At 67.4% G+C, this 23,800-nt stretch carries 23 protein-coding genes; 12 read left to right on the top strand and 11 right to left on the bottom strand.

Annotated features, from left to right (window positions below; genetic code table 11):
• Window positions 1-251: 251 nt before the first annotated feature.
• The 6 genes from rpmH (at window position 252) to PDM28_RS19220 (ending at window position 7,917) form a co-directional block, all read left to right on the top strand.
• Entirely contained in the window at window positions 252-392 is a 141-nt protein-coding gene (rpmH, locus tag PDM28_RS19245) for a 50S ribosomal protein L34 (protein WP_006404565.1), read from the top strand.
• A gap of 5 nt (window positions 393-397) precedes the next feature.
• Window positions 398-877 carry a ribonuclease P protein component gene (gene rnpA, locus PDM28_RS19240; protein WP_102947109.1) on the top strand — a complete coding sequence of 160 codons (480 nt, stop codon included), beginning with the start codon at window positions 398-400 and terminating at the stop codon, window positions 875-877.
• Window positions 877-2,568 (top strand): membrane protein insertase YidC, encoded by a 1,692-nt coding sequence (gene yidC, locus PDM28_RS19235; protein WP_311183289.1) that lies wholly within the window; start codon window positions 877-879, stop codon window positions 2,566-2,568. Before rnpA ends, yidC begins: the two co-directional genes overlap by 1 nt.
• A gap of 88 nt (window positions 2,569-2,656) precedes the next feature.
• Entirely contained in the window at window positions 2,657-5,335 is a 2,679-nt protein-coding gene (locus tag PDM28_RS19230; RefSeq protein WP_311183288.1) for a polysaccharide deacetylase family protein, read from the top strand.
• A 3-nt stretch (window positions 5,336-5,338) separates the two neighbouring features.
• The gene (gene mnmE / locus PDM28_RS19225) at window positions 5,339-6,682 is read left to right on the top strand and encodes a tRNA uridine-5-carboxymethylaminomethyl(34) synthesis GTPase MnmE (RefSeq protein ID WP_311183287.1); all 1,344 of its coding nucleotides are present in this window, start codon (window positions 5,339-5,341) and stop codon (window positions 6,680-6,682) included.
• A 185-nt stretch (window positions 6,683-6,867) separates the two neighbouring features.
• On the top strand, window positions 6,868-7,917 hold the full coding sequence (locus PDM28_RS19220; protein ID WP_311183286.1) for a glycerophosphodiester phosphodiesterase: 1,050 nt from the start codon (window positions 6,868-6,870) through the stop codon (window positions 7,915-7,917).
• Between the two features lie 102 nt (window positions 7,918-8,019).
• On the opposite strand, the gene PDM28_RS19215 is transcribed toward PDM28_RS19220, so the two are convergent.
• Window positions 8,020-8,790 carry a rhomboid family intramembrane serine protease gene (locus tag PDM28_RS19215; protein ID WP_311183285.1) on the bottom strand — a complete coding sequence of 257 codons (771 nt, stop codon included), beginning with the start codon at window positions 8,788-8,790 and terminating at the stop codon, window positions 8,020-8,022.
• A gap of 99 nt (window positions 8,791-8,889) precedes the next feature.
• On the bottom strand, window positions 8,890-9,846 hold the full coding sequence (locus PDM28_RS19210) for a TerC family protein (protein ID WP_102947127.1): 957 nt from the start codon (window positions 9,844-9,846) through the stop codon (window positions 8,890-8,892).
• Between the two features lie 269 nt (window positions 9,847-10,115).
• Here PDM28_RS19210 and PDM28_RS19205 point away from each other — a divergent pair, with 269 nt between their 5' ends.
• Both PDM28_RS19205 and PDM28_RS19200 read left to right on the top strand, forming a co-directional pair.
• The gene (locus tag PDM28_RS19205) at window positions 10,116-11,285 is read left to right on the top strand and encodes a class I SAM-dependent rRNA methyltransferase (protein WP_311183284.1); all 1,170 of its coding nucleotides are present in this window, start codon (window positions 10,116-10,118) and stop codon (window positions 11,283-11,285) included.
• 70 nt (window positions 11,286-11,355) lie between these two features.
• Window positions 11,356-12,588 carry a dipeptidase gene (locus PDM28_RS19200; RefSeq protein WP_311183283.1) on the top strand — a complete coding sequence of 411 codons (1,233 nt, stop codon included), beginning with the start codon at window positions 11,356-11,358 and terminating at the stop codon, window positions 12,586-12,588.
• 64 nt (window positions 12,589-12,652) lie between these two features.
• Here PDM28_RS19200 and PDM28_RS19195 read toward each other — a convergent pair whose 3' ends face one another.
• The 3 genes from PDM28_RS19195 to PDM28_RS19185 form a co-directional block, all read right to left on the bottom strand.
• Window positions 12,653-14,095, bottom strand: a complete 1,443-nt coding sequence (locus PDM28_RS19195; protein ID WP_311183282.1) for an amino acid permease — start codon at window positions 14,093-14,095, stop codon at window positions 12,653-12,655.
• 204 nt (window positions 14,096-14,299) lie between these two features.
• The gene (gene leuE, locus PDM28_RS19190; RefSeq protein WP_311183281.1) at window positions 14,300-14,935 is read right to left on the bottom strand and encodes a leucine efflux protein LeuE; all 636 of its coding nucleotides are present in this window, start codon (window positions 14,933-14,935) and stop codon (window positions 14,300-14,302) included.
• Window positions 14,936-14,995: 60 nt separating this feature from the next.
• On the bottom strand, window positions 14,996-15,913 hold the full coding sequence (locus PDM28_RS19185) for a LysR family transcriptional regulator (protein WP_311184736.1): 918 nt from the start codon (window positions 15,911-15,913) through the stop codon (window positions 14,996-14,998).
• A gap of 92 nt (window positions 15,914-16,005) precedes the next feature.
• Here PDM28_RS19185 and PDM28_RS19180 point away from each other — a divergent pair, with 92 nt between their 5' ends.
• The 4 genes from PDM28_RS19180 (at window position 16,006) to PDM28_RS19165 (ending at window position 19,511) form a co-directional block, all read left to right on the top strand.
• Window positions 16,006-17,013, top strand: coding sequence for a zinc-binding alcohol dehydrogenase family protein (locus PDM28_RS19180; RefSeq protein ID WP_311183280.1), 1,008 nt, complete (start codon window positions 16,006-16,008; stop codon window positions 17,011-17,013).
• 67 nt (window positions 17,014-17,080) lie between these two features.
• Window positions 17,081-18,463, top strand: coding sequence for a DNA recombination protein RmuC (locus tag PDM28_RS19175; protein WP_311183279.1), 1,383 nt, complete (start codon window positions 17,081-17,083; stop codon window positions 18,461-18,463).
• 54 nt (window positions 18,464-18,517) lie between these two features.
• The gene (locus tag PDM28_RS19170) at window positions 18,518-18,892 is read left to right on the top strand and encodes a hypothetical protein (protein ID WP_311183278.1); all 375 of its coding nucleotides are present in this window, start codon (window positions 18,518-18,520) and stop codon (window positions 18,890-18,892) included.
• 58 nt (window positions 18,893-18,950) lie between these two features.
• A complete protein-coding gene (locus PDM28_RS19165; protein ID WP_311183277.1) occupies window positions 18,951-19,511 on the top strand; it encodes a glutathione peroxidase in 561 nt (186 codons plus the stop codon).
• Between the two features lie 46 nt (window positions 19,512-19,557).
• On the opposite strand, the gene PDM28_RS19160 is transcribed toward PDM28_RS19165, so the two are convergent.
• Genes PDM28_RS19160 through PDM28_RS19135 form a run of 6 tightly spaced genes read right to left on the bottom strand, consistent with a single transcriptional unit; the run spans window position 19,558 to window position 23,653 of the window.
• Entirely contained in the window at window positions 19,558-20,592 is a 1,035-nt protein-coding gene (locus PDM28_RS19160; RefSeq protein WP_311183276.1) for an MlaA family lipoprotein, read from the bottom strand.
• A 1-nt stretch (window position 20,593) separates the two neighbouring features.
• Window positions 20,594-20,908, bottom strand: a complete 315-nt coding sequence (locus PDM28_RS19155) for an STAS domain-containing protein (protein WP_102947092.1) — start codon at window positions 20,906-20,908, stop codon at window positions 20,594-20,596.
• On the bottom strand, window positions 20,898-21,560 hold the full coding sequence (locus PDM28_RS19150) for an MlaC/ttg2D family ABC transporter substrate-binding protein (RefSeq protein ID WP_311183275.1): 663 nt from the start codon (window positions 21,558-21,560) through the stop codon (window positions 20,898-20,900). Before PDM28_RS19150 ends, PDM28_RS19155 begins: the two co-directional genes overlap by 11 nt.
• On the bottom strand, window positions 21,557-22,081 hold the full coding sequence (gene mlaD / locus PDM28_RS19145; RefSeq protein ID WP_070208321.1) for an outer membrane lipid asymmetry maintenance protein MlaD: 525 nt from the start codon (window positions 22,079-22,081) through the stop codon (window positions 21,557-21,559). The genes PDM28_RS19150 and mlaD overlap by 4 nt, the downstream gene beginning before the upstream one ends.
• Window positions 22,082-22,115: 34 nt before the next feature.
• Complete coding sequence (locus PDM28_RS19140; RefSeq protein ID WP_102947090.1) at window positions 22,116-22,865, bottom strand: MlaE family lipid ABC transporter permease subunit; 750 nt, start codon at window positions 22,863-22,865, stop codon at window positions 22,116-22,118.
• Window positions 22,865-23,653: an ABC transporter ATP-binding protein gene (locus tag PDM28_RS19135; protein ID WP_102947125.1), complete on the bottom strand. Its 789-nt coding sequence runs from the start codon at window positions 23,651-23,653 to the stop codon at window positions 22,865-22,867. The genes PDM28_RS19140 and PDM28_RS19135 overlap by 1 nt, the downstream gene beginning before the upstream one ends.
• Window positions 23,654-23,800 lie beyond the last annotated feature (147 nt).

Genomic DNA, 23,800 nt, shown 5'->3' with positions numbered 1-23,800 from the left:
CGGCAATAATCGTCTGGGGCCGGCGCATGCGCGTGGAAAACCGCAGCAGCGCAGGCCGGAAGGGGAAAGAATGGATGGCGCAGACTACCACCGACGCCCGGGTCCGGGAATGCTTGTCCCGAAGTTATTCACAAAATGATCCACAGCTATTGCACAGGCCGATGAAATCCCGTAGTGACACAGGCTTGACGTGGCCATCTGTAGCCCTATAGACTTTCCGGCTCTTTCCGTCCCCTTCATAGAGGCCCCGCATGGCCACCAAGCGCACTTTCCAACCCAGCAACCTCAAGCGTAAGCGCGACCATGGCTTCCGTGCCCGTATGAAGACCGCTGACGGCCGCAAGATCCTGTCGCGTCGCCGCGCCAAGGGCCGTAAAGTCCTGAGCGCTTGATTGCGATGCCGCTTCCCGCGGCAGACGCAATCCTGACTGTGAGCAGTTCCGACCCGCGCAAGCGATTCCCTCGCTCGGCGCGGGTTCGTACGCGTGCCGAATATACAACGGTCTTCGACGGCGCCCGCCGTGTGTCCGAACCGCTGATGACCCTGCACTGGCTGAAGAGCGACACGCCGGCCAGGCTGGGTCTTGCCGTTTCGCGCAAAGTCGATCCCCGAGCCGTGGGTCGCAACCGAATCAAGCGTGTGCTGCGCGAAGCCACACGCCACCTGCGACCGTGGATGACTGCCGGCGATTACGTCGTGGTAGCCCGCAGCGCGGCCCGTACCGCAAGCAATACCGAGATCCGCCAGGCCTTCGAGCGCCTGTTGCGCCGGCTGGGCGCATTGCCCATGCCTGGCGCGGACGGCACAATGCCGCCGCTACCCCCTTCCCAGTCCGAGCCGGCACCTGGTGCCAGCCCCGTCGAGCCTGCACGCTGATGAACCAGACCCGCGTTTTCCTGATTGTTGCCTGGCTGATGGTGGCCATCCTGTTGTGGATGGAGTGGGGGCGCGACAAGTCCGCGCCGGCCCCGACCGCCCCGGTGGCCGCCCAGACCCAGGGCACTGTCCCGGGCGCTGCCGGCACCGTGCCCAGCGCCAACGTGCCGCAGGCCCCGGGCAACGCCCCGGCCGTGCAGGCCACCGCGCCGGCCGCCGCCGGCGCTCCGCGCGTGACCGTGACCACCGACGTGCTGCGCCTGGTGCTCGATGGCGGCAACGTGCTCGACGCCGAGCTGCTGCAGTTCCCGCAGACCAAGGCCGAAGGCAGCCCGCCGGTCCGCCTGCTGACCGAAGACCCGGCCCACCCGTACCGCGCGGTGACCGGCTGGACCAGCCAGGACAAGAGCATGCCGGTGCCGGAAGCCAGCGGCTTCACCCTGGTCGGCGATGCAAAGGACTTCGTGCTGGCCAAGGGCCAGAACGAGCTGCAGATCCCGTTCGTATGGAACGGCCCGAACGGCGTGACCATCCGCCGTACCTTCACCGTCAACCGCAACGAGTACGCGGTGAAGGTCAAGGATGAGGTCGTCAATGCCGGTACCACCCCGTGGAGCGGCTACGTGTACCGCACCCTGGACCGTACCCCGACCATCCTCTCGCGCAGCATGACCAACCCGGACTCGTTCAGCTTCAACGGCGCGACCTGGTTCGACAACGACGGCAAGTACCAGCGTCGTGCGTTCAAGGACTTCCTGGAAGACGGCCCGCTGAACCAGCAGGTCACCGGTGGCTGGGTGGCGATGCTGCAGCACCACTTCTTCACCGCGTGGGTGCCGCAGAAGGACCAGGCCGCGAACTACCAGCTGTCCCAGCATGACGGTCGCGACCAGATCCAGGCCACCGGCCCGGCGTTCACCGTGGCCCCGGGCAGCACGGCCAGCACCGAAGCGCGCCTGTGGGTGGGTCCGAAGCTGGTCAACCAGATCGCCAAGGAAGACGTGCCGGGCCTCGACCGCGTGGTCGACTACAGCCGCTTCTCGATCATGGCCGTGATCGGCCAGGGCCTGTTCTGGGTGTTGAACCAGGTCCACAAGGTCGTCAACAACTGGGGCTGGGCCATCGTGGGCCTGGTGGTGCTGCTGAAGCTGGTGCTGTACCCGCTCTCGGCCACGCAGTACAAGAGCGGCGCCAAGATGCGTCGCTTCCAGCCGCGCATCGCGCAGCTCAAGGAACGCTATGGCGATGACCGCCAGAAGTTCCAGACCGCGATGATGGAGCTGTACAAGAAGGAAAAGATCAATCCGATGGGCGGTTGCCTGCCGATCCTGATCCAGATGCCGATCTTCTTCGCGCTGTACTGGGTGCTGGTGGAGTCGGTGGAACTGCGCCAGGCGCCGTGGTTCGGCTGGATCCAGGACCTGACCGCGCGCGACCCGTACTTCATCCTGCCGGTGATCAACGTCGCGGTGATGTGGGCCACGCAGAAGCTGACCCCCGCCCCGGGCATGGACCCGATGCAGGCCAAGATGATGCAGATGATGCCGCTGATCTTCGGCGTCATGATGGCCTTCATGCCGTCCGGCCTGGTCCTGTACTGGGTGGTCAACGGTGGCTTGGGCCTGCTGCAGCAGTGGTGGATGACCAAGCGCCACGGCAGCGACCCGGTGCCGGCACCCGCCAAGAAATAATCGGAAGAACCCGCCACCCGGCGGGTTTTTCTTTGCCGGCGATACAATCGCGGGCACGCCACCCGCTGCACCCCCCAATGGATTGCCCATGCCCCGCGCGCCGTCGCTGTTCCGCTTCTCCATCACCGCACTGCTGACCCTGGCCATCGCCGCCTGCGGAAACGACACGGACAGCCCGGCGCCGGGCGCATCTACGCCCCAGCAACCCAGCGCGCAGGCGGCCGCTGCCGCCGATCCGGCCGCCGCACCCCTGTTGGCCGCCCTGCAGAAGCAGCTCGACGGCCACCGCCGCATCATCGTGCTGCTCGCCGACGAAGAGAAACAGTCCGCGCGCGATCGCGAGACCTCCAGCCGCATCGGACAGCAGCTGTTCCACGACGGGTTGGAGCAGCGCACGGTCATTGCCACCCAGTTCGACCAGCTGCTGCGCAGCGCCAACCCGCAGCGCTTCACCACCCTCGGCACGGTACTGGACTACATCGAATCGGCCCCGGAGCTGTTCGACGCCGACCGCCTGGCGTTCCGCGAAGTCCTGCGCGACCTGCACGAGCGCGTCGGCGCCGATTCCTCGCTGCCGGCGGTGAAGTTGCACCAGCGCATCGGCGAAGACCTGGACGCCCTCGATGAAATCGAGCGCAACTACAACCAGGAAATCACCCGCATCTTCAGCCGCTTCGACCGTACCCGTGCGATTGAACTGAAGCGCGAGAAGTGGGACGACTACATCGCCCACCTGCACAAGCAGTACAGCCGCGACGCGATCCTGCGCGACTACGGCGTGATCGAGCCCTACCCGATGTCGATGAAGGACAGTGAGCGCGAAATCTTCGGCCGCGACCTGCCGCCCAAGACCGTGGTCCTCACCTTCGACGACGGTCCGCACAAGGCCTACACCGACGACGTAGTCGCCATCCTCAAGCGCTACGACGTGCCCGGCGTGTTCTTTGAAGTCGGCCGCAACCTCGGCGAGGTGCACGCCGATGGCAGCATCAAGCTGGGTCCGATGGCCAGCATCAGCCGCAACCTTATGGAGCAGGGCTATGCCGTGGGCAACCACAGCCTCACCCACGCCCAGCTCTCGCGTACCACCGGCGACGCGCTGCGCGAGCAGGTGCTGGCCACCGACACCCTGCTCAAGGACGTGGACACGCGCCGCGCACCGCTGTTCCGCTTCCCCTATGGCGCGCGCAATGCCGAAGGCCTGCAGCTGCTCAACGAGGCAGGCCTGAAGTCGATCATGTGGAACATCGACTCGATGGACTGGGCCGACCCGGTGCCCGAGTCGATCGTGCAGCGCGTGCTGGGCCAGGTGCAGAAGGAACAGCGCGGGATCATCCTGTTCCACGACATCCACGACCGTGCGGTGAAGGCGCTGCCGCAGATCCTGGACCGGCTGATCGCCGAGGGTTACCAGTTCGCCGGCTGGAACGGCCGCGAATTCACCGTCAGCCGCGCGCGCAATGCCGCCGCCAGCGAGGCCACGGTCACCACCGGCTACGAGAAGTCGTGGGCGATCGTGATCGGCATCGACCAGTACGCCAAATGGCCGAAGCTGGAGTACGCCAGCCACGACGCGCAGGCCATCGCCGACACGCTGACCGGGCAGTTCGGCTTCCCGTCCTCGCAGGTGATCGTGCTCAAGGATCAGCAGGCCACCCGCAACAACATCCTGGCCGCCTTCCACGACCGCCTGGCCGATGACCGTACCGGCCGCAACGACCGCGTGTTCGTGTTCTTCGCCGGCCATGGCGCCACCCAGCGCCTGGCGTCGGGGCGCGACCTGGGCTACATCATCCCGGTCGATTCGGATCCCAATGCCTTCGCCACCGACGCGATCGCCATGACCGACATCCAGAACATCGCCGAAAGCATGCAGGCCAAGCACGTGATGTTCGTGATGGATGCCTGCTACAGCGGCCTGGGCCTGACCCGCGGTGGGCCGGCCTCGTCGGCGTTCCTGCGCGAAAACGCGCGCCGCAGCGCCCGCCAGATGCTCACCGCCGGCGGCAGCGACCAGCAGGTGGCCGACAGCGGCCCGAATGGCCACTCGGTGTTCACCTGGGTGCTGCTGCAGGCGCTGGCCGGCAAGGGCGACCTCAACGGCGACGGCCTGATCACCGGCACCGAGCTGGCCGCCTATGTGGCGCCGGCAGTGTCGGCGGTCTCCCGCCAGACCCCCGCGTTCGGCAGCCTGCCCGGCTCGCAGGGCGGCGAGTTCGTGTTCCAGGTGCCCGACAGCCAGGAATACCTCAACGCCGATACCAGCCAGCTGACCGCGGACGCCATCGCGCTCAACAACAAGGTGGATGCGGCCAAGGACGCCGCACCCGACAAGGCGCCGGTCACCGTGGCCGACCTGCAGGGTGGCAGGAGCACGCTGGTGGTGCCGGCCGCCGTGCCGACCTCCGACCGCCAGCGCGCACAGCAGGCCAACGACCGCGGCCTGCAGCTGTACCGGGAAAAGCGCTACGACGAAGCCGTGGCCCAGTTCACCGAGGCACTGAAACTGCGTCCGGACTTCGCCCAGGCCGCCAACAACCTCGGCTTCGTCTACTACCGTCAGCAGCGCTACGCTGAAGCCGCGCGTTGGCTGGAAAACACACTGAAGATCGACCCGTCACGCGCCGTGGCCCACCTCAACCTGGGCGACGCGTACTTCAACGCGGGCGACAAGGCCAAGGCGAAGCAGGCCTACACCACCTACCTGGCACTGCAGCCGCAAGGCAGTGGCGCCGCGCAGGCCCGCGCCCAGCTGGAGAAGCTCTGAGCCATGAACGCGACCACCGAGACCATCGTTGCCATCGCTACCGCGCCCGGCGCCGGTGGGGTGGGCATGCTGCGCGTGTCCGGTCCGCAGGCGCTGCGCATCGCCGTGGACCTGGGCTGCCCGAACCTGCAGCCGCGCCACGCGCACTACGCCCGCTTCCGCGATGCGGCCGGCGAGGTCCTCGATGACGGCATCGCCCTGTATTTCCCGAATCCGCGCAGCTTCACCGGCGAAGACGTGGTGGAACTGCAGGGCCACGGCAGCCCGGTCGTGCTGCAGCAGCTGGTGGCGCGTTGCATCGCGCTCGGCGCGCGGCAGGCGCGGCCCGGCGAGTTCAGCGAACGGGCCTTCCTCAACGGCAAGCTCGACCTGGCCCAGGCCGAAGCCATCGCCGACCTGATCGCCGCCAGCGACACCCGCGCCGCGCGTGCCGCGCGTCGTTCGCTGGACGGCGTGTTCTCACGCCGGGTCGAAGACGCTGGTGAGCAGCTGGTGCGCCTGCGCATCCATGTGGAAGCGGCCATCGACTTCGCCGACGAACCGCTGGATACCCTGGGCGGCGACCAGGTGCGCCAAGGCCTGGGCGATGTGCTGCGCGCACTTGTCACCCTGCGAGACGACGCCGAGCGCGGCCGCCGCCTGCGCGATGGCCTGCACGCGGTCCTGGTAGGACCGCCGAATGCGGGCAAGAGCTCGCTGCTCAACGCCCTGGCCGGCAGCGAACGCGCCATCGTCACCGACATCGCCGGCACCACCCGCGACACCCTGCGCGAAACCATCCGCATCGATGGCCTCGAGCTGACCCTGGTCGACACCGCCGGCCTGCGCGAAGGCGGCGACGCCATCGAGCGCGAAGGCATGCGCCGCGCCCGCGCCGAGATGCAGCGCACCGACCTGGCCATCATCGTGGTCGACGCCCGCGACCCGCAGGCCGGCCACGCAGCCGTGGCCGACGCCATCGCCGAGGTCCCGCTGCAGCTGTGGATCCACAACAAGAGCGACCTTTTGGAAGCGCTGCCAGCCGACATCGACGCCAACGTCGTGCACGTCTCGGCTGCCACCGGCCAAGGGCTGGAGCGCCTGCACAACCGCCTGCGCGAACTGGCCAGCGGCAGCGCCGGCGACAGCGTCGAAGGCGAGTTCTCCGCCCGCGCGCGCCACGTGGAAGCCATCACCTTGGCCATCGGCCACGCCGAACGCGCCGAAAGCGAGCTGGTGCACGAGCACCTGGAGCTGGCCGCCGAGGAACTGCGGCTGGCACACGAAGCACTGGGCGAGATCACCGGCCGCATGAGCGCCGACGATCTGCTGGGCCGCATCTTCTCCAGCTTCTGCATAGGCAAGTAGCGACACGCCATGCGTGTCCTGCATCACCGTTTCTTGCGGCTGTAACACCGCCTCGGCACAATGCCGCACGTCTTTTCCGGCCCTTGCCGCACTGGCGGGGCGGTACCAACAGGGGTGTTGCAGTGTCGAAGTCGTTGTGGGGTTGTGCGTTGCTGTTGTCGCTGGCCGTGGCACCATCGGTGGCCATGAGCGCTGAATCCTCCACCCCGGTGTCGCGCAAGGCGGCGGTCTATGGCCACCGCGGGGCAAGCGCGCTGCTGCCCGAACACACCCTGGCCGCCTACGCCCAGGCCATTGCCGACGGCGCCGACTACATCGAGCCGGACCTGGTGATGACGAAGGACGGGGTGCTGGTGTCCCGCCACGAGAACGAAATCAGCGGCACCACCGACGTGGCGGCCCACCCCGAGTTCGCGAACCGCAAGACCGTCAAGACCATCGACGGCGAGCGGGTGGAAGGCTGGTTCACCGAAGACTTCACCCTGGCCGAACTGAAGACGCTGTACGTGCGCGAGCGCCTGCCGCAGGTGCGCAGCACCGCGTTCGACGGCCAGTTCCGGATTGCCACGCTGGACGAGATCATCACCTTCCTGGTCCAGCAGGCCGGCCGTGCCGGGCGCGGCATCGGGCTGGTGCCGGAGATCAAGCACGGCACCTACTTCAAGGGGATCGGCCTGCCGATGGAAGACCTGCTGGTGAAGACCCTGCAGGCCAACCCGTACACGCGCGTGGCGCCGGTGACCATCCAGTCCTTCGAGGTCAGCAACCTGCGCTACCTGCGGAGCACGCTGGGCAAGGACAGCAACATCCGCCTGCTGCAGCTGCTGGGCGATCCCAAGCAGCAGCCGGGCGATGTGCTGGCGGCCAAGGGCAGCCAACGCTATGCCGACATGATCACTCCGGCCGGGCTGGACCAGATTGCCGGGTATGCCGATGGGATCGGGCCGAGCCTGCGCATGGTGATTCCGCTGGACGCCAGTGGGCGCCTGGGTACGCCGACCACGCTGGTGCGCGACGCGCATGCGGCGGGGTTGATGGTGGTGCCGTATACGTTCCGGCCGGAAAACTCGTTCATGGCCGCCGAGTTCCGCAAGGGCGAGGCGAATGCGCGGAATCCGGAGGGGTCAGTGGCGGAGATGCGCGCGTATCTGGCGACCGGGATCGATGCGTTTTTCACCGATGACCCCGCGTTGGGGCGGCGCGCGGTGGATGGGGATGCGAACGCGGCACGGTGATGCGAGGGACACGCGCGGCGTGTCGCTACGCGTGGATCAAACGTGTTGCACGTGGACCGGGTAGCCGCGTAGAGACACGCCATGCGTGTCCCAGGCGGTCCATCACCGCTCGTCAGGCCGCCGGAATGGCAACACGACGAAATCGCGCCCTTCGCGCGGCTGCCACAGCACCGGCACGCGGTGCGGGGAGGGCGGCTCCAGATCGCTGTCGCGCTGCACGTCCAGCTCTTCTTCTTCCTCTTCCTCCCAGCTGTAAAGCTTGCGCGGCGCCATCGGGTCGGACAGACGGAACAGCAGCGCGCTGATGATGCCGGCGAAGGCGCCGCCCATGTGCGACTGCCAGGACACGCCCGGCTCGTGCGGGAGGATGGTGATCAGCATGCTGCCGTAGAACAGGAACGCGATCAGCCCGGCCGCGATGGCGGGGCGGTCACGGCGCAGCAGGCCGAGCACGAACACCAGGAACATCAAACCGTGGGTGATGCCACTGGCACCCAGGTGGCGGCTGCCGATGTCGCCCAGCAACCAGGCGCCCAGGCCCGAGCCGATCCACAGCAGCGGGAAGGCGCGCAGGGTGGCTTTTGGATAGACGCTGCCTGCCAAAGTGCCAAGGATCAATAGAGCAAAGCTATTGGCGGCCAGGTGCTGGACCGAGCCATGCAGCAGCGGTGCGCCCAGGATGCCCAGCAGCCCAGCCGATTCCAGTGGCGCCACGGCCCATGGCCGCCAGTCGAAGTGGCCCTGCGCGGTATACACCGCCACCAGCACCAGCACGAAGGCCAGGCTCAGGTTGAACGCCCGCATCACGCGACCGCGGTCGGTGCGGGGGGAGACCGGCGGCTCGCCGGCGGGCAGGGGCAGGTTGGCGTTCATACCGTCATGGATTGCGCCGCCCCAGGCTGAACACAAGGGCAACGCAGCGGGAGAGAGTGGTACCGCCGGCGGGACAATCCCGCCGGCGGCACGCAGGGGTCACGCGTCGCCGGTCTTCGGCGGGTTCTTCAGACTCAGCACCACGGTGGCGGCGATGATCACCGCCACCACGCCCAGCGAGATCGGGGTCGGGATCTTGAAGATGTCGATCAGCATCATCTTGATGCCGATGAACGCCAGCACCAGGGCCAGGCCGTACGGCAGCAGGTGGAAGCGATCGGCCATGCCGGCCAGCAGGAAGAACATGGCACGCAGGCCCAGCACCGCGAACACGTTGGAGGTGAGCACGATGAACGGGTCGGTGGTGATCGCGAAGATCGCCGGGATGCTGTCCACGGCAAAGATCACGTCGGTCACCGCGATCAGGATCAGCACCACGAACAGCGGGGTGTACCAGCGCTTGCCGTCGCGCATCACGCTCAGGGCATTGCCGGCATAGTCCGGCAGCAGGCGCAGGTGCTTTCTCATCCAGCGCAGGGCAGGGTTGGTCTCCAGGTCCGGCTCCTGGCCGGCCGAGAACCACATCTTCCAGCCGGTAAAGAGCAGGAACGCGCCGAACACGTACAGCAGCCAATGGAACTTGGTGAGCAGCACGCTACCGGCGAAGATCATGATCGTTCGAAGCACGATGGCGCCAAGAATACCGATGATCAACACCTTTTGACGCTGTTCCTCAGGCACCGCGAAGTAGCCCATGATCATCAGGAACACGAAGATGTTGTCCACCGCCAGGGCCTTCTCGACCAGGTAACCGGTCAGGAACTCCAGGCCGACCTTGTTGGCCACGACCTGCCCGGCGGTCTCGTTCAGGTAGTACCAGAGGCCACCGTTGAAAGCCAAAGCCAGCACGACCCAGCCCACCGACCACCACAGGGCTTCCTTGAAGGTCACCTTGTGCGGGCCGCCATGGCGCATCAATACCAGGTCGATCAGCAGCGCGATGATCACCACCGCGCCGAAGCCACCCCATAACCACACATTACCGATCGTCTGCATCGTCTTGTCCGTTGAATGAATGAAATGCCTCAAGCCGGACGGCGAGGACCTGCAACGGAACACCAGGGGGGATCCAGGGACAGAGCTTCGCCATGCGGCGAAGGTCTCGCTCGCAGTCCCCAGCGGTGGGAACTGCCGTTGCACCGGAGCCTGCGGGCTCGAATTGACGGCGACAACGTCTGGGAGCTACTCCCCTTCTGCGGTCGATTCTGGGGGCATGCCGCCCCTGCGTCAAATCGGACAACCGCCGGCCCGGATACAATGGACATATGAATACCCCTGCCCCCGTAGTCCGCCTCAAGAACGCCTGGCGCTCCAGCCACCCTTGGATCTTCCAGAAACTGGTCGAAAAGCCCGCTGTCCGGCCCAAGCCCGGTGCCATCGTCGACGTGGTCGGCGTGGACGGGGAGTGGATCGGCCGCGGTTTCTACAACGGCCACTCGCGCATTGCGGTGCGAATCCTGGAAACCGACCAGCGGGTCCCCGTCGATGCCGGCTGGTTCTCGCGGAAGATCGCGCAGGCGGTGTCATTGCGCCGTGATGTCCTGAAGCTGGACACGGTGTCCGACGCCTGGCGCGTGGTCCACAGCGAGGGCGACGGCCTGTCCGGCCTGGTGGTGGACCGCTATGGCGACCTGGTGGTGGTGGAGTTCTTCGCCGCCGGCATGTTCCGCCACCGTGAGTGGGTCTATGAAGCCCTGCGCGAGCAGTTCCCGGGCTGCCGCTTCCACAGCTTCGCCGACGAACACGTGCAGAAGCAGGAAAGCTTCGACTTCCACGGCAACACCACCACCGAAGCTTCGGTGATCACCGAGTACGGCGTGAAGTTCCGCGCCGACCCCGCCGGTGCGCACAAGACCGGTTTCTTCGCGGACCAGCGCGAGAACCGCCAGTGGCTGAGCCAGGAAGTGGAAGGCAAGTCGGTGCTGGACCTGTGCTGCAACACCGGTGGCTTTGCGGTGTATGCCGCCGCGCGCGGTGCCTCGGACGTGCTGGGCATCGACATCGACGAAGACGTGATCGCCATCGCCAAGGCCAATGGGCGCCTGAACAACGTGCGCCCGCGCTTCGTGCAGTCCGACATCTTCCCGTGGCTGCGCGACGCGGCCAACCGCGGCGAGCAGTTTGATGTGGTGATCCTGGACCCGGCCAAGATGACCCGCGACCGCGACCAGGTGATCACCGCGCTGAAGAAGTACCTGGACATGAACAAGCTGGCGCTGGGCGTGGTCAAGCCGGGCGGCCTGTTCGCCACGTTCTCGTGCACGGGCCTGGTGTCCGAAGAGGAGTTCCTGGACATGCTGCGCCGCGCGGCGTTCTACTCCGGCCGCACCATCCAGATCCTGAAGGTGGCCGGCGCCGGCCCTGACCATCCGTTCATGGCGCACGTGCAGGAGTCGCGCTACCTCAAGGCAGTCTTCTGCCGCGTTGTGGATTGATGGGCGCGTACCGACCGTTGGTCGGTACGCTTTGATATGGTCTGACGTTTCCCATCCTTGGTGAGGCGTCATGACCGTGCGTGTTCTGTCGTTGCTGGTGTCCCTGGCGCTCACCGCGCCGCTGTCCGCCCAGGCCATCGAGTTCAGCGCGCAGGAGCTGGCGCGCGCTGCAACGCTGCAGAAGAAGCTGCTCACCCTCGACAGCCACCTGGACACGCCGGCCAACTTCCATCGCGAAGGCTTCGACATCGCGCAGCGGCATGACCACAACGCCCTTTCGCAGGTGGACCTTCCGCGCATGCAGGAAGGTGCGCTGGATGGTGGCTTCTTCGCCATCTACACCGACCAGGGCGACCGCAGCCCGGCCGCGCACCGGCACGACCGCGACGCCGGCCTGCTGCGGCTGATGGAAATCCGCGAAATGCTGGCCGCGCACCCGGACACCTTCGCGCTGGCACTGACACCGGCCGACGCCGCGCGGATCAAGCGCGAAGGCAAGCGCGTGGTCTACATCAGCATGGAAAACGCCAGTCCGCTGGTCGACGATCCTTCGCTGCTGAGCTTCTATCACGCGGCCGGACTGCGCCTGCTCAGCACCGTGCACTTCGCCAATAACGAGTTCGCCGATTCGGCCACCGACGCAAAGGGTGCCGAATGGAAGGGGCTGAGCCCGGCCGGCAAGGCGCTGGTGGACGAGGCGGTACGGCTTGGCATCGTCATCGACCAGTCGCATGCGTCAGACGCGGTCTTCGACGATCTGATCCAGCGCATGCCGGTGCCGTTCGTGCTGTCGCACAGCTCGGCCAAGGCGATCTACAACCACCCGCGCAACCTGGACGATGCACGCCTGAAGCAGCTGGCCAAGGCGGGTGGCGTGATCCAGGTCAACGCCTATGGCGGCTACCTGATCGACACCGGCAAGAGCGATGCGCGCAAGCAGGCCGAAGAGGCGCTGATGAAGAAGATCGGAGCCGGGTACGACGACCTGAGCATGGCCCAGGGCGTGGCGTTGAAGCAGGGCCTGGCCGATCTGGACCAGCAGCTGCCGCTACGCAAGGCCACCCTGGACGACTTCTTCGCCCACTTCGAGCACATCCTGGGCGTGGTCGGACCCGAGCACGTCGGCATCGGGCTGGACTGGGATGGCGGCGGCGGCCTGGCCGACCTGCAGGACGTGAGCGCGCTCCCGAAGTTCACCGCGTGGTTGTTGCGCAAGGGCTACAGCGAGAAGCAGATCGCCGACATCTGGGGCGGCAACCTGCTGCGGGTGATGCAACAGGCGCAGCGGCACGCGGCGCCGTAGAGCCGGCCGCTGGCCGGCTCCATGCATGACCCGATCATCCCGAAGAGCCGGCCAGCGGCCGGCACTACGGTTGATGTTTACGACCGATCAACGCATTCCGGCGGCTGTACAGGAAGTACACCGCCAGGCCGATCGCGTTCCAGATCAGGAAGTACTTCTGGGTGCTGTGCGGCAGGCTGATGAACAGGTAGATGCAGCCCAGCGCAGCGGCCGGCCCGACGATCCAGGCCAGCGGGGTGCGGAAGCTGCGCTTGGCGTCCGGTGCGCGGCGGCGCATCACCACCAGGCAGATGCCCACCGCAGTGAACGCGGCCAGGGTACCGGCGTTGGCCAGCGCGGCGATTTCATCCAGGCGCGCCACGCCTGCCAGGGCCGAGACCAGCAGGGCACTGAACAGCGTGGTCGCCACCGGGGTGCCGGTGCGCTTGTTCACGGCCGACAGGCCACGCGGCAGCAGGCCGTCGCGGCCCATGACGAAGAACACGCGGCTCTGGCCGAACAGGAAAGCGAGCAGCACGGTGGGCAGCGCGACGATGGCGACGATGCCGATCACCAGCGCGGCGGTCGGGTGGCCCAGCTGGCGCATGATCAGCGCCAGCGGCTCGGCGCTGCTGCCGAACACGGCGTAGCTCATCGCGCCGATCGCGCCCAGCGCCACCAGCATGTAGACGATGGTGCAGCCAACCATCGAACCGATGATGCCGATCGACAGGTCGCGGCCCGGGTTCTTGGTTTCCTCGGCTGCAGTGGAGATCGCATCGAAGCCATAGAAGGCGAAGAAGATGATGGCTGCCGCCGCCATCACGCCGCGTTCGATGCCGTCCGGGCCCATCGACTTGGCGAAGCCATACGGCATGAACGGCTGCAGGTTGGCCGGATCGAACGCGGGCAACGCCACGGCCACGAACACGGCGAGCGCGATCAGCTTCAGCACCACCAGGATGGCGTTGAGGGTGGCGCTTTCCTTGGTGCCCAGCATCAGGCCGCCGGCCACGATCCAAGTGATGATCACCGCCGGAAGGTTGAACAGGCCGCCGTCCACGTGCGGACCGGCCGACAGCGCCGCCGGCAGGCGGATGTCGATGCCCATCTGGGTATGCACCCATTCCAGGAAGCCGACGAAGTAGCCGGACCACCCGACCGCCACGGTACTCACCACCAGCGAGTACTCCAGGATCAGGCTCCACCCCACCACCCACGCGAAGATCTCGCCGAGTGCGGTGTAGCTGTAGGTGTAGGCGCTGCCGGCCGCCGGCATCATCGTGGAGAGCTCGGCATAGGACAGCGCGGCGCAGGCGCAGACCGCACCGGCGATGGCGAAGGAGATCAGCACCGCCGGGCCGGCCAGGTTGGCGCCCACGCCGATCAGGGTGTAGATGCCGGTGCCGACGATGGCGCCGATGCCCATGGCGATCAGGTGCGGCCAGCTCAGGGTGCGGACCAGGCTCCTGCCGGCTTCATGGACGGTGACGGAATCGAGCGACTTGCGCCGTAGCAGCGATGACATGGAACCTCACAGGGTGACTGGTATCGACAATTTCCCGAGTGTGACCGAACGCGGCGCAGCATTACTACTGCCGGGCGTCGTGAATCGCTTGACGATCATTTCAAATGACCGGGCTTGACGAATCCGGCACAACCGAACGGGCCGCTTGCGATCCATCGGGCCTGCCGCGCCGCACGCGTGTCGCGCCCAACCACGTCGCGCTGGTCAGCCGTTCAGGCCCAGCCGCACTCCGAACCCGATCAGGAACACCCCTGCCACGCGCTTCAGCACCACCCCGACACGCGGGTGCTGGATGATCCTGCGCCGGAGCAGGTTGCCCACCCCGATCAACAGCGAGCAGTACGCCAGGCTCAGCACGAAGATCAGCACCGCCATGGTCGCGAAGGTCAGCACGCCCTGGTGCCGGGCCGGGTCGATGAACAACGGCAGGAAGGCCATGTAGAAGATGATCGCCTTCGGATTGAGCAGGCTGATCAGGATCGCCTGGCGGAAGTAACGGCCCGGCTGCAGGCGGATGCCACCGCCGTCGCCGTCTTCAGCGCCGTCGCGGGCCGGGCGCAGCAGGCCGATGCCCACCCACACCAGGTAGGCCGCGCCCAGATACTGCACGGCGTGGAACACCAGCGGATTGGCGCGGAGCAGGGCGGCCACGCCGGCTACCGCCAGCCACATCAGGATCTGGTCGCCCAGCAGCAGCCCGAACAGCGCGGTGTAGCCACCGCGCACGCCACCGCGGCCGGTGGCGGTGAGCAGGGTGAAGGTGCCCGGACCGGGCAGTGCCAGGAACACCAGCACGGCAACGACGAAGGTCCACAGGTCCTGGATGCCCATCCACGGCATGGCGGCGACTCGACAACGGGGGGGCGCCATTGTCGGCTACCCGGCGCTGCCGGGACAGCGCTACGTGGCGTGCCCGGGCAGATCCGCCAGCATCGGCGCCAGGCGCTGCACGCACAACGCATGCAGCTGGCGGATTGCCGGCGAAAACTGCTTGCGGTGCGGGCACACCAGGTTCAGCGGCAGGCTGTCGCCTGTGCCCCCCAGCAGCACCTGCAGGCGCCCGGCACGCACGTCGTCGCACACATCCAGCCACGACTTGAACACGATCCCTTCGCCGGCCACCGCCCAGCGCCGCACCACGTCGGCGTCGTCGCACACCAGCGGGCCGCGCACGGGCACCACCACGCGCCGCCCGTCCTGCTCGAAGCTCCAGCGGTCGTACGGTCGTCCGGCGAGCTGATAGACCAGGCACTGGTGGTCCTTCAAGGCGTCCAGATCGGTCGGAGTGCCATGACGTGCCAGGTAACCGGGCGAGGCCACCAGCACCCTCCGGTTACCCGGCAGCAGCGGCAGCGCCACGTAGCTGGCGGTATCGAAGCGACCCAGCCGGAAGGCGATATCCACCGGGTCGCGGAACACGTCGGCCACCTGGTCGGAGAGCAGCAGGCGCAGCTGCAGCTTGGGATGCGCGGCGCGGAACTCGGTCAGCCACGGCAGCAGCACGTTGCGGCCCAGGTCCGACGGCGCCGCCACCTGCAGCACGCCCTGCAGCTCGGCCTCGTCGCCGCGGACCCGGGCCTGGCCCTCGTGCAGGGTGGCCAGCATGTCCTGGGCGTAAGGCAGGTACAGCACGCCTTCGGCGGTCAGGCGCAGGCTGCGGGTGGAGCGCACGAACAGGCGCAGGTCCAGTTCGCGCTCCAGCCGGGCGATGGCGGCGGCCACCTGGCCGGGCAGCAGGTCGGCTTCGCGCGCGGCGTTGGAGAAGCTGCCCAGCGCGGCGGTGCGGGCGAACAGGTGCAGATCCTCGAAACGGACCATTTCATTCCAGCAGTGAAAGTGCTGCTGCATTCTGCGCCTTTCCGACGGTGCCCGGGCGCGCCACCCTGAGCGCCTCACCCAAGGACTCCCCCATGAAAGCCATCGCCTATACCCAGCACGGCCTGCCCATCACCGACCCGGCCGCCCTGGTCGACATCGACCTGCCCGTGCCCAGCCCCGGTCCGCGCGACCTGCGCGTGCAGGTGCGGGCGATCTCGGTCAACCCGGTCGACACCAAGGTGCGCAAGGGCGCGGCCGTGTCCGAGCCGCGCGTGCTGGGCTGGGACGCGGTCGGCATCGTCGACGCGGTCGGCAGCGAAGTGACCCTGTTCCAGCCGGGCGATGCGGTGTACTACGCCGGCGACATCAACCGCCCCGGCAGCAATGCCGAGTACCAGCTGGTCGACGAGCGCATCGTCGGCCGCAAGCCGGCCAGCCTGGACGATGCCGCCGCCGCCGCACTGCCGCTGACCGCGATCACCGCCTGGGAACTGCTGTTCGACCGCCTGCGCATTGCCGAAGGCGGCGGCGAAGGCCAGACCCTGCTGGTGATCGGCGCGGCCGGCGGGGTGGGTTCGATCCTGGTGCAGCTCGCGCGCCAGCTGACCCGGTTGACCGTGATCGGCACCGCCTCGCGCCCGGACAGCCAGGATTGGGTGTACGCGCTGGGCGCGCACCATGTGATCGACCACAGCCAGCCGCTGGGCGAGGGCCTGGCCCGTATCGGGATCGAGCAGGTCAGCCACGTGGCCAGCCTGACCCACACCGACCAGCACTATGCGCAGATCGTCAGCGCGCTGGCACCGCAGGGCCAGCTGGCCCTGATCGACGACCCCGGCCAGCTCGACGTGATGGCGCTCAAGCGCAAGAGCCTGTCGCTGCACTGGGAATCGATGTTCACCCGCTCAAGCTTCGGCACCCCGGACCTGCAGCGCCAGCACGACCTGCTCAACCGGGTCGCCGGCCTCGTTGACGACGGCGTGCTGCGCACCACCCTGGGCGAGAACTACGGGCGCATCGATGCGGCCAACCTGCGCCGCGCGCACGCGTTGATCGAAACCCACCGCGCGGTCGGCAAGCTGGTGCTGGAAGGCTTCTGAGCGCAGGCAGGGCAGCGGGGTGTGGGCCGGCGCAGCGGATGAGACCGGCTCGGCCTACACTGCCGCCATGCAACCTGAATTCCTCATCCTTGGCGGCCTGCTCTGTGCCGTCCTCGTGCTGCAGCTGGTTTCCCTGCTGCGGCGTTCCAACCATGGCGACCTGGAGCAGTCCCTGCGCGAGGAAGCGCGGGTCGGCCGCAGCGAGCTGCGCGAGCAGCTGGAAGGGCTGGGCCGGCAGCAGGACGCCCGCCTGGAATCGTTCGCGCGCGCGCTGACCGACCTGTCGACCCGCACCGACCAGCGCCTGGACCTGCTGCGCGACGCGCTGGGCGAAGACGCGCGCAAGGCGCGCGAGGAAGCGGCGGTGACCCAGCAGCGTTCGGCCGAATCGCTGGGCCAGCGCCTGCAGGACATGACCCAACGCAACGAGCTGCGCATCGGCGAGATGCGTGCCACGCTGGAGCAGCAGCTCAAGAACCTGCAGAGCGACAACGCCGAAAAGCTCGACCAGATGCGGGTCACCGTCGACGAAAAGCTGCAGACCACGCTCGAAGCGCGGCTGGGCGCGTCGTTCCAGCTGGTTTCCGACCGCCTGGAGCAGGTCCAGCGCGGGCTGGGCGAAATGCAGCAGCTGGCCACCGGCGTGGGCGATCTCAAGCGCGTGCTGACCAACGTCAAGAACCGCGGCAGCTGGGGCGAAGTGCAGCTGGATAACATCCTCGAACAGACCCTCACCCAGGAGCAGTACGCGCGTGGGGTGAAAGTGCGCCCGGACAGCGGCGAGATGGTCGACATCGCGGTGCGCCTGCCCGGGCGTGGCCATGAAGACACGCCCGTGTGGCTGCCGATCGATTCCAAGTTCCCGCGCGAAGACTACGAGCGCCTGCTCGATGCGCAGGAGCAGGGTGATGCCGACGGCGTGCGCGTGCAGGGCGCGCAGCTGGAACGCGCGATCCGCATCCAGGCCAAGTCGATCTGCGACAAGTACATCGTGCCGCCGCACACCACCGACTTCGCGGTGATGTTCCTGCCGACCGAAGGGCTGTATGCCGAAGTGATCCGGCGCCCGGGACTGGTGGACCTGCTGCAGCGCGAACACCGCGTGGTGGTGGCCGGGCCGACCACGGTCACCGCGCTGCTCAACAGCCTGCAGATGGGCTTCCGCACGCTGGCCATCGAACAGCGCTCCAGCGAAGTGTGGAGCCTGCTGGGCGCGGTCAAGAGCGAGTTCGGCAAGTTCGCCGGCATCCTGGAAAAGGCCGAGAAGCAGATCAGCACGGTCGGGCGCAGCCTGGGCGAGGCCAGCCGCAAGACGCGCACCATCGAGCGCCGCCTGCGCGGCGTGGAGTCGCTCGGCAGCGAGCAGACCGAACAGCTGCTGGGTGGAATCGGGCTGGACGCGGCCGACGAGGACGAGTCGGCAGACGACGCAACGACCACGCAGGACTGACATCGGCAGTTGCTACAGTGTGCGGCCATGCTCTTACCTGCCAGGAAACCGTCGATGCGCCTGACCTTGATGCTCCCGCTGTTGTTGATGCTGGCCGGCTGCAGTACTGCGCCGGGTAACGACACCGCCGCCGCGCCTGCACCGGCAGGTGATGCAACTGCGGAAGCAGCGTCGTGTGCCGCTTCGGGCGGCGAACTGAAGCCGCTCGGCCGCCTGCAGCGCGTGCAGTGCGTGGTGCCCTATGCCGATGCCGGCAAGACCTGCAGCGCCAAGTCCGACTGCACCGGACAGTGCCTGGCCAATGGCGATACGGAGATTGCAGCAGGCACCAAAGCCACCGGCATCTGCCAGACCGACGTCAGCCAGAACTTCGGCTGCCGCCAGCGCATCGACGGTGGCGTGGCCCAGGGCACGATCTGCGTCGATTGATTCCGCCTTTCCGGGGCACATATCCCATGTGTCCTTTCCACACTGCACAGGAACACCCGTGAGCCAGACCGTCTACGACATTCCCGTCACCACCATCGAAGGCCAGCCCAGCTCGCTGGCCGACTACCGCGGCAAGGTGCTGCTGGTGGTCAACGTGGCTTCCAAGTGCGGCCTGACCCCGCAGTACGAAGGCCTGCAGGCTCTGTACGCCGACAAGCAGGCCGCCGGCCTGGAAGTGCTCGGTTTCCCGGCCAACAACTTCCTGGCCCAGGAGCCGGGCAGCGATGCGGAGATCCAGCAGTTCTGCCAGCTGGAATACAACGTCAGTTTCCCGATGTTCGCCAAGGTCAGCGTGGCCGGCGACGACATCCATCCGCTGTACCAGCAGCTCACCCAGGCCCAGCCGGCCGCCACAGGCGAAGGTCCGATGCGCGAAAAGCTGCAGGGCGCGGTTGCCAAGTACCCGGACCTGATGGTCAATCCGGCCCCGGGCGTGCTGTGGAACTTCGAGAAGTTCCTGGTCGGCCGCAACGGCCAGGTGGTCGCCCGCTTCGCCCCCGACGTACCGGCCAACGACCCGCGCCTGCTCGACGCGATCGACGCGGCCCTGGCCGCCTGATCCGGAGTCCAAAAAAAACCCCGCTTCGGCGGGGTTTTTGTTTTGATCAGTTACCCCAGTTGGGCATCGGCATCGCATCCACCGGGATCGGGGCGGAGTCGTCGGCATCCTTGCCGCGTTCGCGTCGACCCCGCAGGTCGTTCACGATCTGGTAGTTGCGGCGCTGCAGCCAGGCATCGCGCGTGAGCGCGTACTCGTCCACGGCGTTGTCGCGGATGTCGTCCAGCGCCAGCAGCTGCGAGCGCATGTCCACCAGCTGCAGGCCCTGCAGCGGGATGCGGATGTTGTCCTGCTCGATGGTGCGGATCGGCGAGAGCGGAATGTCGCCGGCCAGGCCGAACACATCGCGCACGGTACGCGGGCCGAAGAACGGCAGCTCCACGTAACGCGAGCTGCGCCAGCCCCACGCGCCCAGGGTCTGGCCGAAGTCTTCGCTGCGACGCGGCACCTGGCCGGCACTGGCCGGGTCCCACAGGCCGCCGATGCCTACCGTGGTGTTGATGATGAAACGGCCCAGGCTGTCCCAGGCGTCGCCCGGGCGCCCCTGCAGCAGCTGGTTGGTGATGGTCACCGGTGCGCGCAGGTTGCTGAAGAAGTTGCTCACGCCGGTGCGTGCGAAGCGCGGCACCACATTGGTGTACGCGGTGGCCAGCGGACGCGCGATCGCGCGGTCGACCACGTTGTTGAAGGCGTGCACGCGGCGGTTGAAACCCTCCCAGGGGTCGTAGGCCGAGGTCGACGCCTCGGCGCCGTCGGCGTTGGGCGCCGGGCCACCGTACAGCGCGGCGAAGTCATCCTCGGCACCGGTGGGTGCGGCGCCAGTGGCGGCCGGTGCGGTGCCATCGGTGGGGGCAGCGTCGGACGCAGCAGCGTCGGAGCCGGAAACTGCAGGTGCAGCGGCCGCGACCGGTGCCGGCGCGGGCACCGCCGCGCCGCCGTCAGCCACCGGCGCGGGAACATCAGTCGCAGCGACGGGTGACACGGCGACGGTGGCCGGCGCACTGTCACGGGCCGGCTTGGCCGCGCAGGCGCTGAGCGCCAGGACCAGCAGGAAAAGGGAAGCGGTGCGTACGACGTTCATGTCAGCTCGCGGCAGTAGAGGCATTGAAATCCAGGGACGGCGCCAGCCGGTAGGCGGCGCTGAGTTCATTGAGGCCGGCAGGGTTGCCATTGACCACCAGCGTACGCCCGTCGTCGCGGGCGCGCGCGGTGAGCTCGGCCAGCAACGCCAGACCGGCGCTGTCCAGCTGCGTGACTGCGTTCAGGTCGAGCTGCAGCACGTTGTCTGGCAGGTCCTTCAGCTTCGACCACAGCGCCACCACGGCGTCGCGGTCGAGAACGCCGTCGAACACGCAGCGCGAACCGTCGATCCGCGCGCTGGCGCTGTTACTTGCCATTGCCGGCCGGCCCGGCCTGCATGGAACCGGCACGCAGTTCTTTGGCCACTTCCTGGATCCCCTTCTGGCGCAGCGGCGCGTCGAACTGGGTACGGAAGGTCTGTACGTAGGAAATGCCTTCGATGTTCACGTCGAAGATTTTCCACTGGCCGTTGACGTTGCGCATCATGTATTCGACCGGGGTCGATTCGGCGCCGGTGCGCAGCAGCTCGGTGGAGACCTTGACGCCACGGTTGCCGGGCAGCGGCTGCTCGCCCTTGGCGCGGAAGGTCGGCTTGCCCTGGATGGTCAGCAGGGCCGAACCGTAGCGTTGCATCAGGTTGTCGGCCATCGCATCGGCGAACAACTTCACGTCCGCGTCAGAGGCGCCACGCGCGTTGGCGCCCAGCACCAGGCGCGCCGCGTAATCGCGGTCGAAGGTGCGGTTGAGCTCGCTGTCGATGTAGCTGCGCAGGGCGGCCGGGTCCTTGCTGAACTCGGCGCGGCGCTGCTGCAGGGTGGCCAGGATGCGGGAACTGGCATCCATCACCGTCTTCGTCGCCGCGCTCTGGGGGACGGCGGCGGCGGGCTGGGTGGGCTGGGCGAACGACAGCGAGGGCAGGGAGGCGAGCAGGGCCGAAGCGAGCAGCGCCGGAATCAGGGTCTTTTTCATTTCTGCGGTTCCGTTGCCGGCGCGGCTGCGCCGGGAGCATCCTGGGAAGCGGCGCCGGCATTGCCCGGGCCGCTGAACATGTACTTGCCAACCATCTGGATCAGGTCCACGGCCGGCTGGGTGAAGACGATCTCGTCGCCGGACTTCAGCACGTCCGGATCACCGCCCGGCTGCAGTCCGATATAGCTTTCGCCGAGCAAACCGCTGGTGAATATGCCGGCAGAGGTGTCGGCGGGCAGGTCCTTGAACTTCGGATCCAGCTTCAGCGTCACGATCGAATCGAAGCGGGTCGGGTCCAGGTCGATATCGCCGACCTGGCCCACCACCACGCCGCCGATCTTGACCGGCGCCTGTTTGCGCAGCTGGCCGATCTGGGTGAAGCGGGCTTTCAGTTCATACCCTTCGCTGCCGAAACCCCAGCGCTGGTTGGTCGACGCCATCGCCAGCACCAGCAGCGAGGCCAGCGCCAGCAGCAGGAAAGCGCCGACGGAAAATTCGAGTCTGGGACCGCGGATGGCCATGTTCATATCACCGTATTTGAAGAGCGTCAGGGCGTCAGCGGAACAGCATCGCCGACAGCACGAAGTTGAACATCAGCACCAGCAGCGAGGCGTTCACCACCGCGCGCGTGGTCGCTACCGAAGTGCCTTCGATGGTCGGCTCGGCGTGGAAGCCCACGTACGAAGCGACCAGCGCGGCGGTACCGCCGAAGATGGCCGACTTCAGCATTGCCACGCCGAAGTCGTCCCAAAAGTCCACGCTGTTGCTCAGCGCCGACCAGAACACGCCGTTGTCCAGGCCAAGCACGTGCACCGCTTCGAAGTAGCTGGCACTGATCGCCAGCGAACAGAAGATGCCGGTCAGCAGCGGCACGGTCAGCACCGCCGCCCAGAAGCGCGGCGCCACCACCTTGGCGACCGGGTCGATCGCCATCAGCTCCAGCGCCTTGATCTGGTCGGTGGCGCGCATCAACCCCAGCTCGGCGGCAATCGAGCTGCCGGCGCGGCCGATGAACAGCAGCGCGGTCAGCACCGGCGCCAGCTCGCGGTACAGCGACAGGCCCAACAGCGTGGACAGCGCATCGGCGGCGCCGAAGGTGGTCAGCGTGCGGTAGCCCTGCAGGGTCAGCACCAGGCCCACGAATGCACCGCCCACGGCGATGATCGGCAGCGAACGCGCGCCGATCTTGTAGATCTCGCGGGTCAGCTCGGCCAGGAAATCACGGGTTGGCAGCGAACCGCGCAGGACGGTCAGCGAGAACAGGCCGGCCCGGCCCAGTGAGCGGGTGCTTTCAACGAACGGCATCAGGCCACCTTCGCGCGGGGCGCGGCATCGAACGGGATCGGGCCGTCCGGCTGCCCGTGCAGGAACTGGCGCAGCAGCGGGTCCTGGCTGGACTCGAGCGCGGCCGGGGTGCCCTGGAACACCACCCCGCCATTGGCGATCGCAATCACCTGGTCGCAGATCGGCAGGGTTTCATGCACATGGTGGCTGACGATGATGCTGGTCAGGCCCAGGCTGTGGTTGAGGCGCTGGATCAGGCTCATGATCACGCCGCTGGCGATCGGGTCCAGCCCGGTCAGCGGCTCGTCGTAGATCATCAGCGGCGGGTCCAGCGCCAGCGCTCGGGCCAGCGCCACGCGGCGCGCCATGCCGCCGGACAGCTCGCGCGGCCAGGCGTCGGCCGCGGCCAGCAGGCCGACCGCGTGCAGCTTCATGTCCACCAGCCGGTCCAGCACCGCAGCCGGCAGCCGGGTGTGGGTGCGCAACGGCAGCGCCACGTTCTCGGCCACGGTCAGGTCGGTGAGCAGGCCGTTGCCCTGCAGCAGCACGCCCACGCTGCGGCGCATCGCGCGCAGGGCGCCGCTGCCGGTGGGAATGGGCTGCCCGAACAGGGTCACGGTTCCGGCCGCCGGGCGCAGTTCGCCGGTCAGCGCCGCAAGCAGCGTCGACTTGCCGCTGCCGGAGGGACCGAGCACGGCGGTGATGCTGCCACGCGGTACCGACAGCGAAACGTCGCGCAGGATGGCGCGACCGCCGCGGTCGATCCGCACGTTGTCCAACTGCACCAGAGGTTCTTCGGAAGCCGTCATGGTCGCCATTAACAAAATTCCAACGTTCTAAGATCGTGGTGGACGGCTGAACAAAACCGAACTGGACCGTGCAGTATTGTCGCATGTTGGCTTGGCGTGCCCCGCCCGTACGGGGGATGGGCGGCTGAAACAGTGCATATCGAACGA

The sequence above is a fragment of the Stenotrophomonas aracearum genome (assembly GCF_031834615.1).
Classification (GTDB): Bacteria; Pseudomonadota; Gammaproteobacteria; order Xanthomonadales; family Xanthomonadaceae; genus Stenotrophomonas; species Stenotrophomonas aracearum.
The sequence above is the reverse complement of the archived record's forward strand: the minus strand, read 5'-3'. Positions and strand labels throughout refer to the sequence as shown.